The sequence below is a fragment of the Sphingobacterium puteale genome (assembly GCF_003627955.1).
Lineage (GTDB): Bacteria > Bacteroidota > Bacteroidia > Sphingobacteriales > Sphingobacteriaceae > Sphingobacterium > Sphingobacterium puteale.
The window spans coordinates 1-14,258 of the sequence record NZ_RBWS01000009.1 but is presented as its reverse complement, the minus strand read 5'-3'; the positions used below and the strand labels follow the sequence as shown (position 1 = coordinate 14,258).

The window sequence follows — 14,258 nt, the reverse complement described above, 5'->3', positions numbered from 1 at the left end:
TTAAACTGATTAGTGTTTATTAATACGTCAATAAATTTTAAATAAAATACAAAAACAAAACAAAAACCCTTTCTTACTTATTGTTTTGACAAATATAAACTCTTTTTGTTGAAAAATTACTATCAAATATTATTTTTTATGATATTTTTTACATAATTTCACAGAAAACAAAAACAAAACCACAAAAACCTATAAAAAAACAAAGAAAAAATCAACCAAAATTCAAACAAATCAAACTTAAAACCTTATCAACATGAAAAAAATCTTAACAATCATCATTTTTTCAATAATTTTCATACAAAAATCAAAATCACAAGAAGAAAACAAAGAAAAACCTATTGAAATATCCGGATCTGTGGATACTTACTGGAAATATGATTTCCAAAACAAACCCAATATCAACACCTATTTTACGGAGGATAATAATTCAGTCTCCATCGGAATGGTTGACCTCGCAGTTAAGAAACATTTTAAAAAGGCTTCTTTTGTAGGGGAACTCTCTTTTGGCCCACGTGGACAATATCGTTCTATTATTAATGGAGACGGCCAGCCGGGTGATGATAAGAACAGCTTTCACATTCAGAATTTATATGTGGGCTATGATCTTACCGACAAACTGAATCTTACTGCCGGATTCATGGGCACATTCGTTGGATTTGAAGTCATCTCTCCCACTTACAATTTTCATTATTCCACTTCTTATTTATTCGGAGCTGGCCCTTTTCAGGATGCAGGTCTGAAAGCAACTTATAGTTTTTCTGACAAATTTGCGTTAATGGTCGGTATATTTAATGACTGGAACGTTTATCAAGATCTGAACGGGGTCTCACATATTGGCTCACAACTAGCGTATAGACCTAACGAGAAGGGCAGTTTCTATCTAAATTTCCTAAGCGGATCTTCTGTTGGGGGCAAAGAGAACTACAGCTCGGGCACGCTTGTGGATTTTGTGGGAAATTACGACTTCACGCCTAAATTTTACCTTGGTGTAAACGCCACACATTATAAGAGAAGAGCGGAAGGCGGATACACAGGAGTAGCGCTTTACCCGAGAGTTCACCTGTCAGAACATTTCGGAATTGGATTACGGGAAGAGTTCTTCCAAACGCACAAAGAAGAAGCCAATGGTATTCCAAGTTCCAATATGTTAGCCACCACATTGACCGCTGAATACAATTACCATGGTTTCAAATTTATTCCTGAAATAAGAATTGATAAAAGCAATACTGAAAAGTTTGTTAAGAATGACCTATCTCCGACAAAATCTGCCGGCCAGTTTTTATTAGCCTGTGTATATAGTTTCTAGATCAGCGATGCAACACTATATTCTCCACTAAAATACCCATAAAATGGGTTCAAATTATTCGAAATTGATATAATTCCATAAAATACCAACAATTAAACGGAAAAAGCGGATTCTTTAGGATCCGCTTTTCTATCTTATATTTTTTACTCCAAACTTATATTGCTAAGCTCAGCTCCATTTTCAATGCACATCACCTGACACTGACAGAGACATGCCGATCTAAAATCCGGTCAGTTTCCGGAGCATCAGCTGTGTATTTCGCAAATTGTGATCCATACCCCTCCGCTCCGACTACCTGTTTAGAGAGTCCCGCCTTAACCAGATAATCTTTCACAGCATTTGCCCGATCCAATGATAATTTTTTGTTGTAATCTTTACTTCCGGTTTTATCGGTATAACCACCAATTTTCACGTTTGCCGCCGGAAAAGCCTTGAGTATTTCCGCCAGGTTACTGAGCTGTACCTGACTTTCGGGTAAAACCTTTGCCGTACCGGTTTCAAAATTAAGATTATCAAAATCAAACCAGGTATTTTTCAAGGAATCTTCGTCCAAGGATTTATAATCGGATTTTAAGAACTGAACCAATTGGTCTTCTATTCCGCTCTTAAATGCGGCTAATTTTTCTCCATTCGGCAACATCACATCTAAATGCTCACGATCAATCTGTCCGGCAGCTCCGCTAACCATTGCACCTCCGGAATCAACCTGTCCCCGATTGACACTCGTGTCCGTAGCGCCTTCTTTTTTACCACTGCTACAACCCTTGCCAAACAAAAACCAAAGCAGCACAATAACAATCAACGCAATTAAGATTTTCCACCAGCCGCCACCCGAAGAATCCGTCGAAGTAGCCGCAGACCTGGCAGCATCCGCCCGAGGTAATGCCAATGGCTCTTTATGTGCTTCAAGTTCAGTCGCAGGATTAATAACCGTACCTATATGGTGGGGCATGTTTTTCACAGTCTCTTCTACCGGAGTTTCAGGTAAAGCTTCCTCGGGCGCAGAAAAATGTCCGCCATCAAATAATTTCCCAAAAGCACCTAAACTTAATCCCGCAGGGATAGCAGCCGCAAATGCAGTTTTATTCTCTTTTAGCTTCTGGCTCACCCCTTCCACATCCCAATTTTGCCCTTTATTAGTTAAACTGGAAAAGATGGCCGGCAGAGAAAAGGCCATCAATTTCTTCACCGAATCAGCATTAAAACCCAGATACGCAGCAACAGTAGTTAATACGGTATCCAAGCCGTCACCGAATATTGAAGTCAGTATATTGCCATACCCAGCATTTCCTTCGTCCAGCTGCTGCCCTTCAAGACCCCCAGCATCCATCTGCCTACCCAGTATCTGACCGGGATCAAAACTTGAAAAATGCTGTTTCGCCTGTTCCAAAATCGTACCGATCCCGCCACTATTTTCTGACTGTTGACTCAAACCCAGAAACAAAGCCGGGACGACAGCATTTAAGTTCTGCTTCACCTGCTCATTATCCTGGTTTAAACTTTGTCCGACCCTGGCAAGCAACTGCTGATCAAAAAAGTCTTTTGCTGATTTTACAAGCTGATTTTCCATAACCTTTGTCTATTAATTATTAATTGATAAAGCACTAACAAACAAAGCCTTAATTTGTTCACATCAAGCTACGCTACTTTAAAAATCCCCAGAGAGCCACTTGGGCACGACAAACTCTGCCGCAAGATGTGCCAGCTGATAATTTTGCCAGTTATCTTTTTTGACCCATTGCACTTCTTCCAATTCCGCCTGTGGCAGAAAAGTAAATTGAGCGTCGAGTTTTATCAGATAGATATGCCCTTCCACAAGGGTGTCTATCTCATTCACGGCCTGTGTACGATGTTGACCAATAAACTGTAAGGACGTACCGCTTGCGTCAAATTGCAGTTCCTCCCGGAGTTCCCGGACCAATGCCGTTACATCATCTTCACCGACGGCAATCTTCCCACCGGGTAATTGAAAATAATAAGATCCTTTTTTTCTAACCATCAGCAGATCGCCATACGGACCGATCATCATTGCTGAACAAATTACAATCTTATGCATATTTTTTATTTGAAACTACAAAACTAACTTTTTGTCAATCATTTAAAAAATGTGTTTTATTCTTATATTTAAAGAATAAAACAATAATTTATATAGCCCATATATGAATAAAGGATTAACGTATCTCGTATTTAGCCTATTATTTCTGGCATTAGCTTGCCAACAGGAAAAGAAAAGCACAGTACAAAAAGAACAGCCAATTAAGCATCAGGAAGCTGCCCCCGACAAAAAACAGGAGGAGAAGCCGAAGATGGTCACTGCAGAAGATATTGTTATCAAAAAAGATCTGCTCTACAAAAAGTACACGTTGGAGGACACCTATCCTTATAAAGATACCACACGCGGTTTTCAGTGGGATAAAATAAAGGAAAGGCTGGCTTTCATTGAAAATTTCCAACAGACTCCTTCGCGCTATGCCGTTCTTCAGAATTATCAGAATGAACAAGGAGAAGCTCCTACGATTAAAGATTTCAAACGAGATGCATACAAACGCGTTGCTGACAGCTTCAATGTGGCTCGCTATCAAGCCGCCCCATTATACGACCCGGCTACGGATAAGCCGGTTCGTTATGGACGTGACGGATGGCTGGTCCGCGTCAAAGGAGCAGATACCCTTGCCCACATACCTATCGCCGGTCTGTCATTTGAAGGGGAATATACTGTCCCCAAACGCTATCTACGCCTGATAAGCGATAGTGTGCAGTTTAACATCATTAACGTTGTCGATGTCAAGAATCAAAACATCTGCACACTGGAAAAAGTGGGCAAAGAATGGCTTATCCGCAGCATGAACCCAGTCACCAGCGGCCGCCACAAACCCCCACACGCACAGGAGACACCGACAGGACTCTTTGTTGTACAGGAGCACAAATCAAAAATGTTCTATTTCGAAGACGGCACACGTACCTATGCGGGCTTTGCCCCTTACGCGACCCGATTCACCGCCGGAGCTTATATCCATGGGGTACCGGTCAATAACCCCAAAGGCAGCATCGTCGAATATAGCGAAAGTTTAGGCACCACACCCAAGTCACACATGTGTGTCAGAAATGCGTCATCTCACGCCCAATTTGTCTATAAACGGTCAAAAGACCTTTCCTCACTGGTCGTCGTTATTGATTAACAATATTTAACATTCTGTAAATCAAATATGTATTAACTTTAATAATTATTTTTGTAAACATCTACACAGAAAAGGAGGAGAATGGGAAATACGTTTATGTTTCTTTTGATGGCACTAAATACAGCACTGTCGTCAAAAGAAGATTTAAAAACAACAGTTCAACAGACCAATACCCATCATATAAATGTAGAACGTCAACGGACGGAAGTTGATTCTTTATATGATGAAATGAATTTAAGCCCTGTATTAAAATACGAGGCGTTTCGACAAGCGATGGAAGGCAGAAAAAAGCTACCCATTCACAACAAAGCTATTATGACAGTCATTGACTTTTCCTTGGCATCCACGGAGAAAAGACTTGTTGTACTTGATCTGGAGAACAAAAAGGTGCTTTTTAACACCTTGGTGTCACACGGTAAAAATAGTGGCGAAAACTATGCTACAGATTTTTCAAATCAACAGGAGTCTTTAAAAAGCTCGCTGGGATTTTTTATGACCGAAAACACCTATAATGGAGAAAATGGCTACTCATTAGTATTAAATGGTCTTGAGGAAGGAATAAATGACAATGCCAAAGCACGGTACGTGGTTATGCATGGTGCAGATTATTGCAGCACAGGAACAATATCCAGCCTGGGAAGATTGGGTAAGAGCTATGGCTGTCCTGCTGTACCCCGTGAATATGCAGGCCCGATTATCAATACCATTAAGGACGGCACCCTGCTCTTTATTTATGCCGATAATTCCGATTATCTGGCTAAAACGCATTTAATCCATCACCCGAATGTATTAATGGCGCAATTCAGCCGGAAACAACGGCTTGAAAATTCAGATGAGGGTTAAAATAACAAAAAGGCTGATGAACATCAGCCTTTTTAGTTTGTAATATCATTTGTAAACCTTAGGATTTATGCTTTTTCTTAAATTTTAACATCCAGTCATAAATCGCATCATCGTGAAATAAACGTTCGACACTGCCGTGCGTTCCACCTTTGATCACATTTAAACTCACATCAGCATCGGGATCGGCCTTTTTTATGGCATTCATAATTTTTTTGGACTCTGAGATTGGCACAGCACGATCAGCCGTTCCGTGATGCAACCAAATTGGCACCTGGCTCAGATTGGAAGCATATTGGCTCGATCCACCCCCACAAATCGCCACGGCGGCCGCAATACGTTCCGGATATTTTCCTGCAACATCCATGGTGCCATAGCCCCCCATGCTCATTCCACATACATAAATACGATCAGGATCAGCATGATAATGTGCGATAACATAATCTACAATTTCGATCACTTTATCCGGATCCCAACCGCCGCGGGATTGGGGAGCGACAATAATTCCGGGCACCTCCTGCCCCTTATTGATTGCATATAACACCCCATAGCGTTTGACGCGATCTAAATTTGTACCCGATAAGCTCCGTCCATGCAAAAAAACAAAAACAGGCTGCTTTTCAGAGTCCGCAGTATCACGGTCGGCATCTTTCAATAAAAAAGGATAAGCGGTTTCCCCTTTGATTGCTTGTATTTCCTGTGCGTTTAACTTTGTAAAAAACAGAAAGAAAACACATAAACATAGGTAAATTTTATGCATAAATTTATTTTATCAACGATTACTTAGTTTAATTTTGGAAGACTAAAAATACAATTAAATGATTTTTACCGACCGCATTTAACAACTTTTAACATTTCAGTGGCATCCGGAGACACCTTTTAAACTCATACCAGCATAAATTTAGACGGATATGCAATTATAATTGCATATCCGTCTAAATTTATCTTAGTTTGTACTATCTGGTAAAAAATTAAGGGCTCATCATGAAAATACTTCATACTGCCGATTGGCATTTAGGAAAGCGATTGGACAGCTTTTCCCGCATGGATGAACAACACCTGGTCATGGAAGAGATTATCCGAATAGCTGACCAGCAAGAGGTGGATCTGGTGCTTATTGCAGGCGACCTTTTTGACAGCTTCAATCCCGGTGTAGAAGCCATCGAGCTCTTTTACAAAACCATCAAGCGGCTGGCAAAAAATGGTGTGCGCCCTGTAATCGCTATTGCCGGGAACCACGATTCACCGAATCTGATCGACGCGCCGGATCCCTTAGCCCGGGCATCGGGCATTATCCTTATCGGTCATCCCAATGCACTTGTTACACCATTTACTACTGAAGGTTTCACTGTCACCCACACGGACAAGGGTTTTATCGAGCTTCGTATTGACCGCCACGACTATCCTATCCGAATACTCCACACAGCTTATGCCAACGAGATCCGGCTCAAACAATACCTCGGTGAAGAGAAAGAAGTCCAATTAAATAGAGCACTCGCAAAAAATTGGCAGGAGCTGGCTGAAGCCTATTGTGACGACAGGGGTGTCAATATTCTGATGGCACATCTCTATATGAATAAAATTGGCACCCCGCTGATCGAAGAGCCTGATGGAGAAAAACCCATTAAAATCGGAAATGCTGACCTGATTTATTCCGAGTCTATCCCCGATCAGATTCAGTATACAGCTTTGGGCCATATCCATGGATTCAAAAATATCGGCTCCGCGCAAAAGCCTGTTGTATACGCCTCATCACCGCTTTGCTATAGTTTTGCCGAAGCGGGACAGACAAAGTATGTGAACATCGTCAATGCTGTACCGGGCGAAGACGTCACATACAAACAAATTGCACTCCGTCAGGGAAAACCACTGGTCCGAAAATCATTTGCGGATATTGGCCAATGTATCGCATGGCTGTCCGAAAATCCAGAAACATTCGTGGAGTTAACTCTAAAGTCGCAAACATTCCTGAAAGCTGAAGACCGTAAACTGATTTATCAGACGCATTCAGGAATCGTCTATTTAATCCCTGTTGTTCAACAGGATCAACAAAATTTACTGGATAAAAAAGAAATTAATCTGACCCAAGATATCGCCACGCTGTTTACCGATTATTTCAAATCCAAAAATGCCAACCAGGCGCCTAATGAAGATATTCTTAACCTCTTTCGCGAAATACTAAATTCTTAAGCCCATGATCCCTTTAAAGTTAATTGTAGAAGGTATATACTCATATCAGGAACGTCAGACAATAGATTTCTCGGCATTGACAGAAGCTGGCCTTTTTGGGATCTTTGGCGCTGTCGGTTCCGGAAAATCTTCAATTTTGGAAGCAATTACCTATGCCTTATATGGCGAAACGGAACGATTAAATGCTCGGGATAAACGTGCTTATAATATGATGAACCTCAAATCAAACCGTTCATATATCGAATTGGATTTCATTAATTTCGAAAACCGCACGTTCAAGGTCACCCGGGAATTTAAACGAAATTCCAAAAATTTTGAGGATGTCAAATCGCCAACCGTAGTATTATACGAAAACATTCATGAAAAATGGATTCCGCTGGAAAGCAGTAACGCACAACCTATCATAGGATTAAGCTACGAGAATTTCAAGAGAACGATCATTATCCCCCAAGGACAGTTTAAGGAATTTATTGAACTGGGTGCAAAAGAACGCACCGATATGATGAAGGAAATCTTTCAGCTTCATCGCTTCGATCTGCAGGACAAAGTCGCTACGTTATATAAACGTAATCAATCCGAGCTGGATCAGCTCAACGGTCAATTGATCGGTTTCGAAGATATCAATGGCGACCGCATCCGGGCAATGCAGGAAAAGTTGATTGAAGAACGTCAATCTTTCATGCAGGTGCAAGATAGTAGCACAGTCCTTCTGGAGAAATTCCAGGCACTTAAAAATCTGAAAGAAGATTTTCTTGAATTGCATAAAATGAAGGCGAAATTTCAACAGCTGACGAACCAGCAGACAGAAAAAGAACATTTACGCCAGCGCATGATACGCTTTGAAGAGGCATGGACAAATTTCTACCATATCCTCCAGGCGCAGGAGAAATTGAGGCAGGAAAAAACTCACGAAGAGGGCAGGCTGCAGCACGAAGAAACGAAAACCAATGAAATCCAACAGCTTACCCAACAGTTGTCGCTGCAACTCCAACAGATTAAACCCCAGTACGACCGCTTAGCAGAACGGCGAATAAGTGAACTGGATCTGGAGCTCATTCTGCAGCTGATCCATTTTTCAGCAGAAATAAAAGTTTTAAAAGAAAGTGCTGAGAAAGGGCGAAACTTTGTCTTGGAAACCAAAGAGCAGCAGAAGCAATGCAAAATCAGTATCCAAGATGCTGAAGCCTTGCTCCTTGATCTAAAACAATCGCGACCATCGGCCAATGAGCTGATGGAGCTGGGGCAGTGGTATACTCAGCAACAGTCTATCCTTCAGCGGGAGGTTGAGCTTCATCAGCAACTTCTTGAACTAGGGACCGCAGTAACTGACCTGAAAAACAACTTGCAGAGCCAAGGATTTGATCCCCTCGACTTTGAATCCAAGTATAATAGTGAATTACTAACACTTGAAAGCAGGCTTAGCCAACTAAACGACGAGAAAGCACATCTTTTGTTACAGCAGAAACTGACACAATTTGCTGAGAATCTAAGTCCGGGTTCCCCCTGCCCTTTATGTGGAGCGCTGGAACACCCTGCCATCGCTGAGCGTATGGACATTAGCCAAGAGCTCGCCGATAATCAAAAGGCGATCACAGAAGTTAACGCAGGTATAAAATCCAAGACTGATCAAAAATTCGAGTTCGAAAAACTCCTGCTCCGACTGCATTCGCTAGAAGCTCAGCAAAATGACCTTAATGTAAAAAGTCAGGTAAACGAATCCCTTAAATCCAGCCACCTGCTTCAATTTACCTGGACAGATTACAGCAGTTCAGATGCGTCAATTTATATACAAAAAAAACAAGAACTTGCCAAGATTGAAACCCAGATCGTAACGACCGAACAAATGCTGACCAACCACCAGCTGGTCTTGGTCGATATCGAGAAGAAGCTTGAAAGAGCTAACAAAAGACTAAATGAGCTGGAAGTTGATGAAGTACGAAAACAAACCCAAATCAACCAGAATATAGGCCATTTAAAACATTTGAAATGGTCAGATTACAAATCTTTGGAACAGACCTCCATCGAAAATGAGTACAAGACGCTGAAAGCAGAAAATCTGCAGATAGAACAGCATTTTAATACACTAACGGAACAATTAAATGGATTAAACAGCCAATTTGCTGCGCAAAATAGCTTGGTACAATCCATTCTTGAAAGGATTGATAAAATAAAAGCTGAGGCCCTTCAAACCGAGACTACGCTCGGGAAATTGCTACAGACTTCTACATTTGACACAATAGATCAAGTCAAAGAAACTTTAGCGGAGAACCTTCCTGTGCAACAGATCCGGGCAGAACTGGAACAGTTTCAGATCCAGTTTGAAACCCTTAGGGCCCAAATCGCGCAGCTGGACAAAAAGCTTACAGATAAAGTTTACGATGAAGAAACTTTCATCGCGCAGGAGAATGCTTTGAAAGAAAGCTCCCATCAGCTAAAAGTGCTCACGGAGAACGTCGCCAAGTACGAGCAAGAGCTGCATCAGCTGGAAACTGCTTATGAGAAAAAGGAGGTTTTACTTCAAGAACAAGCAAAGTTAAACTTGCGCAATGACAATCTAAAACAGCTCTTTAACCTTTTCAAGGGTGCAGGCTTCGTGCAATATGTATCTTCGATTTATTTACGTCAGCTCTGCGATCATGCGAATATCCGCTTTCACCGCATGACGCGCAACCAACTGAGTCTACAGATCAATGAAAACAATGAATTTGAAATCATAGACTATCTGAATGAAGGAAAAAGCCGGAGTGTTAAGACACTCTCTGGGGGGCAAGCTTTTCAGGTGTCATTGAGTCTGGCCCTGGCCCTGGCCGAAAGTGTACAATCCAATGCCAAAGCCACAAAAAATTTCTTTTTTATTGACGAAGGTTTTGGCACCCAAGACATCGCCTCCGTCAACATCGTATTTGAGACGTTACTTGATCTTCAAAAAGAAAATCGGATCGTAGGTATTATCTCCCACGTGGAAGAGTTGAAAGAACGGATTCCACGATCACTTTCCATAGAAAAGGACGAAGAACGGGGCAGTCAAATTTTCATCAATTAATTGCAAATCTTAAAGAAATTTTGTAAATTGGTTAGAGCACCGGTAGCCAAAAGACTGGTGCCATAACCAAAAACGAAAGATTATGGGCTTATTTTCAAATAACAGAAAAGGGAAAGGGTCGCATCCTTTTTTTCATAAATCAGCTAAATCAACCGTTCATCCAGCTGCAGCAAATACCAATCCATCCATTGTGCAACGGACAACACGAACCGTGCTATTAGTTAAGCAATATGATATTATGACCATATTAAAAGAAATTTTAATGCCACAGAATCAGAATTAACAATACTAAAAATCCAACTTATTTAAGCGGAATTATCGTTATTCCCTTCTCGTTTATTTATATCGCTGCCTGTTAGATGACATTTTTGTTTATCTACGTAGTGTTCGCCACCTTTTTACTGGATCCGCCCACCTGAAAAAGAAATAAAAAAAGTCATTGAAATTCTAAAAAGGAAATTTAATTTAACAATATAAAACATTTACAGAAAAATATTGTCATACGATACATACAAATTTAGAGCGATACTTATTACAGACACATGAAATACAAACAGATAAACAACAATTCCATCAACCAAATCATGCTTATCGTCATTATTTTGCTGATATGCATCTTGATATTTAAAAGTTTATTCTATTATCTTCCCGGCTTTTTGGGCGCAATAACATTATATATCCTGTTCCGAAAAATCAATTTTAAATTGACCGAAGAAAGAAAATGGAAAAAATCCCTCGCAAGTCTTTTATTAATTCTGCTCACAATTGTATTTCTGGTCGGCCCGCTTTACCTGCTGATCAATTATATGGTCCCTCAGGTAACTGATGCAATCAGCAATAAAGATGAGATTATGGAAAAATTTGATTCCATTAAAAACTATTTCAAGAATAGTCCATACCTCAGCAGCATTGATCTATCGGATACCGCTTTGATGGGCGGACTACAGCGGGCGGCAAAGTTTATTCCGAATATTCTGAATTCCGTTGCCGAAGTTGGTGTTAATGTTTTGGTCGCCTTATTTGTACTTTATTTTATGTTGGTAAGTAGCAAGGAGTTAGAACGGTTCATCTATAATGCCATCCCATTTTCCACTGGCAGTAAAGCCGAACTATGGAAAGAATTCGACATGATGGTCAAATCAAATGCTATCGGTATTCCGATCCTTGCCATGTGCCAAGGTGTTGTTGCCGGTGTAGGCTATTGGATTTTCGGGCTTGAAAGCCCCATTTTTTTGGGCATCTTAACTGCGGTATCGACCATTATTCCCATATTAGGCACAATGGTGGTCTATCTTCCAGCAGCTGTATTTCTATTGGCAAATGGACAATCCGGCAATGCCATCGGACTTGCACTATACGGTATCATTATCATCGGGAGTATTGACAACGTCCTCCGTTTTACGATTTTAAAAAAACTTGGCGACGTCCATCCATTAATTACTGTTTTTGGTGTATTACTGGGATTAAATCTATTCGGCATGCTTGGATTGATATTTGGGCCTCTAATTCTTTCTTGCGTGGGCGTACTCCTTAAAGTCTATAGCAATGAATTTGGCCGAGGTACACCAGAAATCATCCAATCCACTTCGCTGATAGATCCAAACAGTCCACCCGACATCAGAGACAGGTCAGAGTAAGATGAATCCCGGGATTAATGGCGGTGGCCAGTGATATTAATGTTTAACCAGTAAACTGTCATAACTTAAGATTAGACACTGCATAATCCCATTTTTTTTATAGTTTTGATGCTTCATTGATATCGTTGAGGCACGGCTGGCATGCAGCTAAAGTTGAGGTAAAAAACAATCCTATCGACGAATCTAAAAAAATAAAAAATCACGGAAACTGATTTAAAATCAAAGGTAGTCTATGAACAAAAAAATAATCTTAGGAGCAACCGCTGTATTCGCGGCAACCATGCTTTATTCATGTGACAATAAAGGCAGTCAAAAGGCAACCGGTACGGAAAGTAACACACCGGAAAATACCGCAGATAGTCACGATCATGCAGGTCACGATCATGCTGGCCATGACCATGCACAAGCGGCTCCCGCACAGTCGTCCGAGCCGGCAGCAATTCTCCCTAATTTCACCTTTTACCAACTTCGATCAGGTATACGTGTCAGCAATGAAAACCTTGCGAAAGATAAGAATACCGTTTTTATTTTATTTGATCCGGGATGCAGCCACTGCCAGCATGAAGCAACTGAACTTGAAAAAAATATCGATCGTCTAAAAGATGTAAACATCTATTACATCTCCATGAATGATCCGGCATTAGTTTTAGGCTTCTTCGACAGCTTTGCCCCAAAATTATCCAAATCCTCCAATGTCGAGGTGTTGATAGACAAAGATCAAACCTTTATCCAAAGCATACATGTCCCTTCGCAATTCCCGGCAAACTATGTCTACGGTGCTGATGGCAAACTAAAAGCACATTGGGAAGGTGAAAAAAATATTAATGAGGCGATAAGCCAATTTCATAAATAAGCTGAAATGCTGAATATAGCAATAAACGGATTCGGACGTATCGGAAGAAACACTTTGCGCAATATTTTTCTGCGTGATGTTTTTGACCAGCTGCAGGTAGTCGCCATCAATGATTTGGCAGATCCCCAGACTTTGGCACATTTGTTCAAATATGATTCAGTACATGGCCCCTTCCGCGGCACGGTAACACACGATGAAGATCATATTATCGTGAATGGTCATCCCATTTTGGTGACCAATGAAAGAGATCCTGCCTCACTGCCCTGGAAATCCTTGCATATTGATGTTGTTGTTGAATCTACAGGCCATTTCACAAGTCGCGATAAAGCGACACTACATTTAACTGCTGGTGCGAAAAAGGTGATCATCTCTGCTCCGCCGACAGACAAAGATATTCCAACTGTTGTATTGGGTATCAACGACAATGCGGTGGATCTCTCCGACTCCATTCTCTCGAATGCCTCCTGCACGACAAACAACGTTGCACCCCTGGTCAAAATATTAGACGACAATTGGGGAATAAAAGACGGATATATTACGACAGTACACTCCATGACGGGAGATCAAAATCTGCATGATGCACCGCATAAAGATTTGAGACGCGCACGGGCAGCCTCTTCGGCGATCATACCAACGACGACAGGTGCTGCCAAGGCGATCACCAACGTCTTTCCGCATTTACAGCATAAACTGGGCGGTGCAGGAATACGTGTTCCTGTTTTGAACGGATCATTGACAGATTTTACCTGTACTTTGGAAAAAGAAACGACGGTTGAAGAAATCAACAGCACATTCAAATCGGCAGCAGAAAATGAATTAAAGAATGTATTGTTTTATACGGAAGATCCTATTGTATCTGTCGATATCATAAACAATCCCTATTCGTGTGTTTTCGATGCACAGTTGACCTCGGTTGTGGGGGGGCTGGTAAAAGTCGTGGGTTGGTATGACAATGAATTTGGTTATTCCAATCGTCTGGTTGACCTTTTGATCAAGATCGACCAGCTCGTTTAATTCTGCTGAGCCTAAATTAGGTTGACAGAATTTAAAAATCAATATTGTCCTTGTCAGGTATACTGGCAAGGACTTTTATTTAGGGATATTCAGAAAAACCCCAACTATTTGATAAATAAATAGTTGGGGTTTTATTATCTTCGTGTATTCCCCCGAATAATAAGGTTAGCGGCCAAAATCGGGGTAACGGTCATCA

Annotated in this window: 12 protein-coding genes; 9 read left to right on the top strand and 3 right to left on the bottom strand. The window is 41.0% G+C overall.

Going from position 1 to position 14,258, the window contains the following annotated elements; genetic code table 11:
* Positions 1-253: 253 nt before the first annotated feature.
* Complete coding sequence (locus D7322_RS12625) at positions 254-1,306, top strand: outer membrane beta-barrel protein (protein ID WP_108631918.1); 1,053 nt, start codon at positions 254-256, stop codon at positions 1,304-1,306.
* 190 nt (positions 1,307-1,496) lie between these two features.
* Here D7322_RS12625 and D7322_RS12620 read toward each other — a convergent pair whose 3' ends face one another.
* Together D7322_RS12620 and D7322_RS12615 are read right to left on the bottom strand one after the other, a co-directional pair.
* Positions 1,497-2,876 carry an OmpA family protein gene (locus D7322_RS12620; protein WP_121124564.1) on the bottom strand — a complete coding sequence of 460 codons (1,380 nt, stop codon included), beginning with the start codon at positions 2,874-2,876 and terminating at the stop codon, positions 1,497-1,499.
* Between the two features lie 78 nt (positions 2,877-2,954).
* On the bottom strand, positions 2,955-3,362 hold the full coding sequence (locus tag D7322_RS12615) for an NUDIX hydrolase (RefSeq protein WP_245971335.1): 408 nt from the start codon (positions 3,360-3,362) through the stop codon (positions 2,955-2,957).
* 103 nt (positions 3,363-3,465) lie between these two features.
* On the opposite strand from D7322_RS12615, the gene D7322_RS12610 reads away from it, so the two are divergent.
* On the top strand, positions 3,466-4,485 hold the full coding sequence (locus D7322_RS12610) for a L,D-transpeptidase (protein WP_121124563.1): 1,020 nt from the start codon (positions 3,466-3,468) through the stop codon (positions 4,483-4,485).
* 81 nt (positions 4,486-4,566) lie between these two features.
* Entirely contained in the window at positions 4,567-5,328 is a 762-nt protein-coding gene (locus tag D7322_RS12605; RefSeq protein ID WP_245971334.1) for a murein L,D-transpeptidase catalytic domain family protein, read from the top strand.
* Positions 5,329-5,386: 58 nt separating this feature from the next.
* On the opposite strand, the gene D7322_RS12600 is transcribed toward D7322_RS12605, so the two are convergent.
* On the bottom strand, positions 5,387-6,085 hold the full coding sequence (locus D7322_RS12600; protein ID WP_121124562.1) for a carboxylesterase family protein: 699 nt from the start codon (positions 6,083-6,085) through the stop codon (positions 5,387-5,389).
* A gap of 224 nt (positions 6,086-6,309) precedes the next feature.
* On the opposite strand from D7322_RS12600, the gene D7322_RS12595 reads away from it, so the two are divergent.
* The 6 genes from D7322_RS12595 (at position 6,310) to gap (ending at position 14,062) form a co-directional block, all read left to right on the top strand.
* Complete coding sequence (locus D7322_RS12595; protein ID WP_121124561.1) at positions 6,310-7,515, top strand: metallophosphoesterase family protein; 1,206 nt, start codon at positions 6,310-6,312, stop codon at positions 7,513-7,515.
* 4 nt (positions 7,516-7,519) lie between these two features.
* On the top strand, positions 7,520-10,558 hold the full coding sequence (locus tag D7322_RS12590; RefSeq protein ID WP_121124560.1) for an AAA family ATPase: 3,039 nt from the start codon (positions 7,520-7,522) through the stop codon (positions 10,556-10,558).
* 82 nt (positions 10,559-10,640) lie between these two features.
* The gene (locus D7322_RS28310; protein WP_147430397.1) at positions 10,641-10,841 is read left to right on the top strand and encodes a hypothetical protein; all 201 of its coding nucleotides are present in this window, start codon (positions 10,641-10,643) and stop codon (positions 10,839-10,841) included.
* A 259-nt stretch (positions 10,842-11,100) separates the two neighbouring features.
* Entirely contained in the window at positions 11,101-12,195 is a 1,095-nt protein-coding gene (locus D7322_RS12585; RefSeq protein WP_121124559.1) for an AI-2E family transporter, read from the top strand.
* 232 nt (positions 12,196-12,427) lie between these two features.
* Positions 12,428-13,048, top strand: a complete 621-nt coding sequence (locus D7322_RS12580) for a TlpA family protein disulfide reductase (protein WP_121124558.1) — start codon at positions 12,428-12,430, stop codon at positions 13,046-13,048.
* A gap of 6 nt (positions 13,049-13,054) precedes the next feature.
* Positions 13,055-14,062, top strand: a complete 1,008-nt coding sequence (gap, locus tag D7322_RS12575) for a type I glyceraldehyde-3-phosphate dehydrogenase (protein ID WP_121124557.1) — start codon at positions 13,055-13,057, stop codon at positions 14,060-14,062.
* Positions 14,063-14,258 lie beyond the last annotated feature (196 nt).

Coding starts and splice junctions, on each gene's coding strand:
- D7322_RS12625 (WP_108631918.1), top strand. CDS start 254: ATGAAAAAAATCTTAACAATCATCATTTTTTCAATAATTTTCATACAA.
- D7322_RS12620 (WP_121124564.1), bottom strand. CDS start 2,876: ATGGAAAATCAGCTTGTAAAATCAGCAAAAGACTTTTTTGATCAGCAG.
- D7322_RS12615 (WP_245971335.1), bottom strand. CDS start 3,362: ATGCATAAGATTGTAATTTGTTCAGCAATGATGATCGGTCCGTATGGC.
- D7322_RS12610 (WP_121124563.1), top strand. CDS start 3,466: ATGAATAAAGGATTAACGTATCTCGTATTTAGCCTATTATTTCTGGCA.
- D7322_RS12605 (WP_245971334.1), top strand. CDS start 4,567: ATGGGAAATACGTTTATGTTTCTTTTGATGGCACTAAATACAGCACTG.
- D7322_RS12600 (WP_121124562.1), bottom strand. CDS start 6,085: ATGCATAAAATTTACCTATGTTTATGTGTTTTCTTTCTGTTTTTTACA.
- D7322_RS12595 (WP_121124561.1), top strand. CDS start 6,310: ATGAAAATACTTCATACTGCCGATTGGCATTTAGGAAAGCGATTGGAC.
- D7322_RS12590 (WP_121124560.1), top strand. CDS start 7,520: ATGATCCCTTTAAAGTTAATTGTAGAAGGTATATACTCATATCAGGAA.
- D7322_RS28310 (WP_147430397.1), top strand. CDS start 10,641: ATGGGCTTATTTTCAAATAACAGAAAAGGGAAAGGGTCGCATCCTTTT.
- D7322_RS12585 (WP_121124559.1), top strand. CDS start 11,101: ATGAAATACAAACAGATAAACAACAATTCCATCAACCAAATCATGCTT.
- D7322_RS12580 (WP_121124558.1), top strand. CDS start 12,428: ATGAACAAAAAAATAATCTTAGGAGCAACCGCTGTATTCGCGGCAACC.
- gap (WP_121124557.1), top strand. CDS start 13,055: ATGCTGAATATAGCAATAAACGGATTCGGACGTATCGGAAGAAACACT.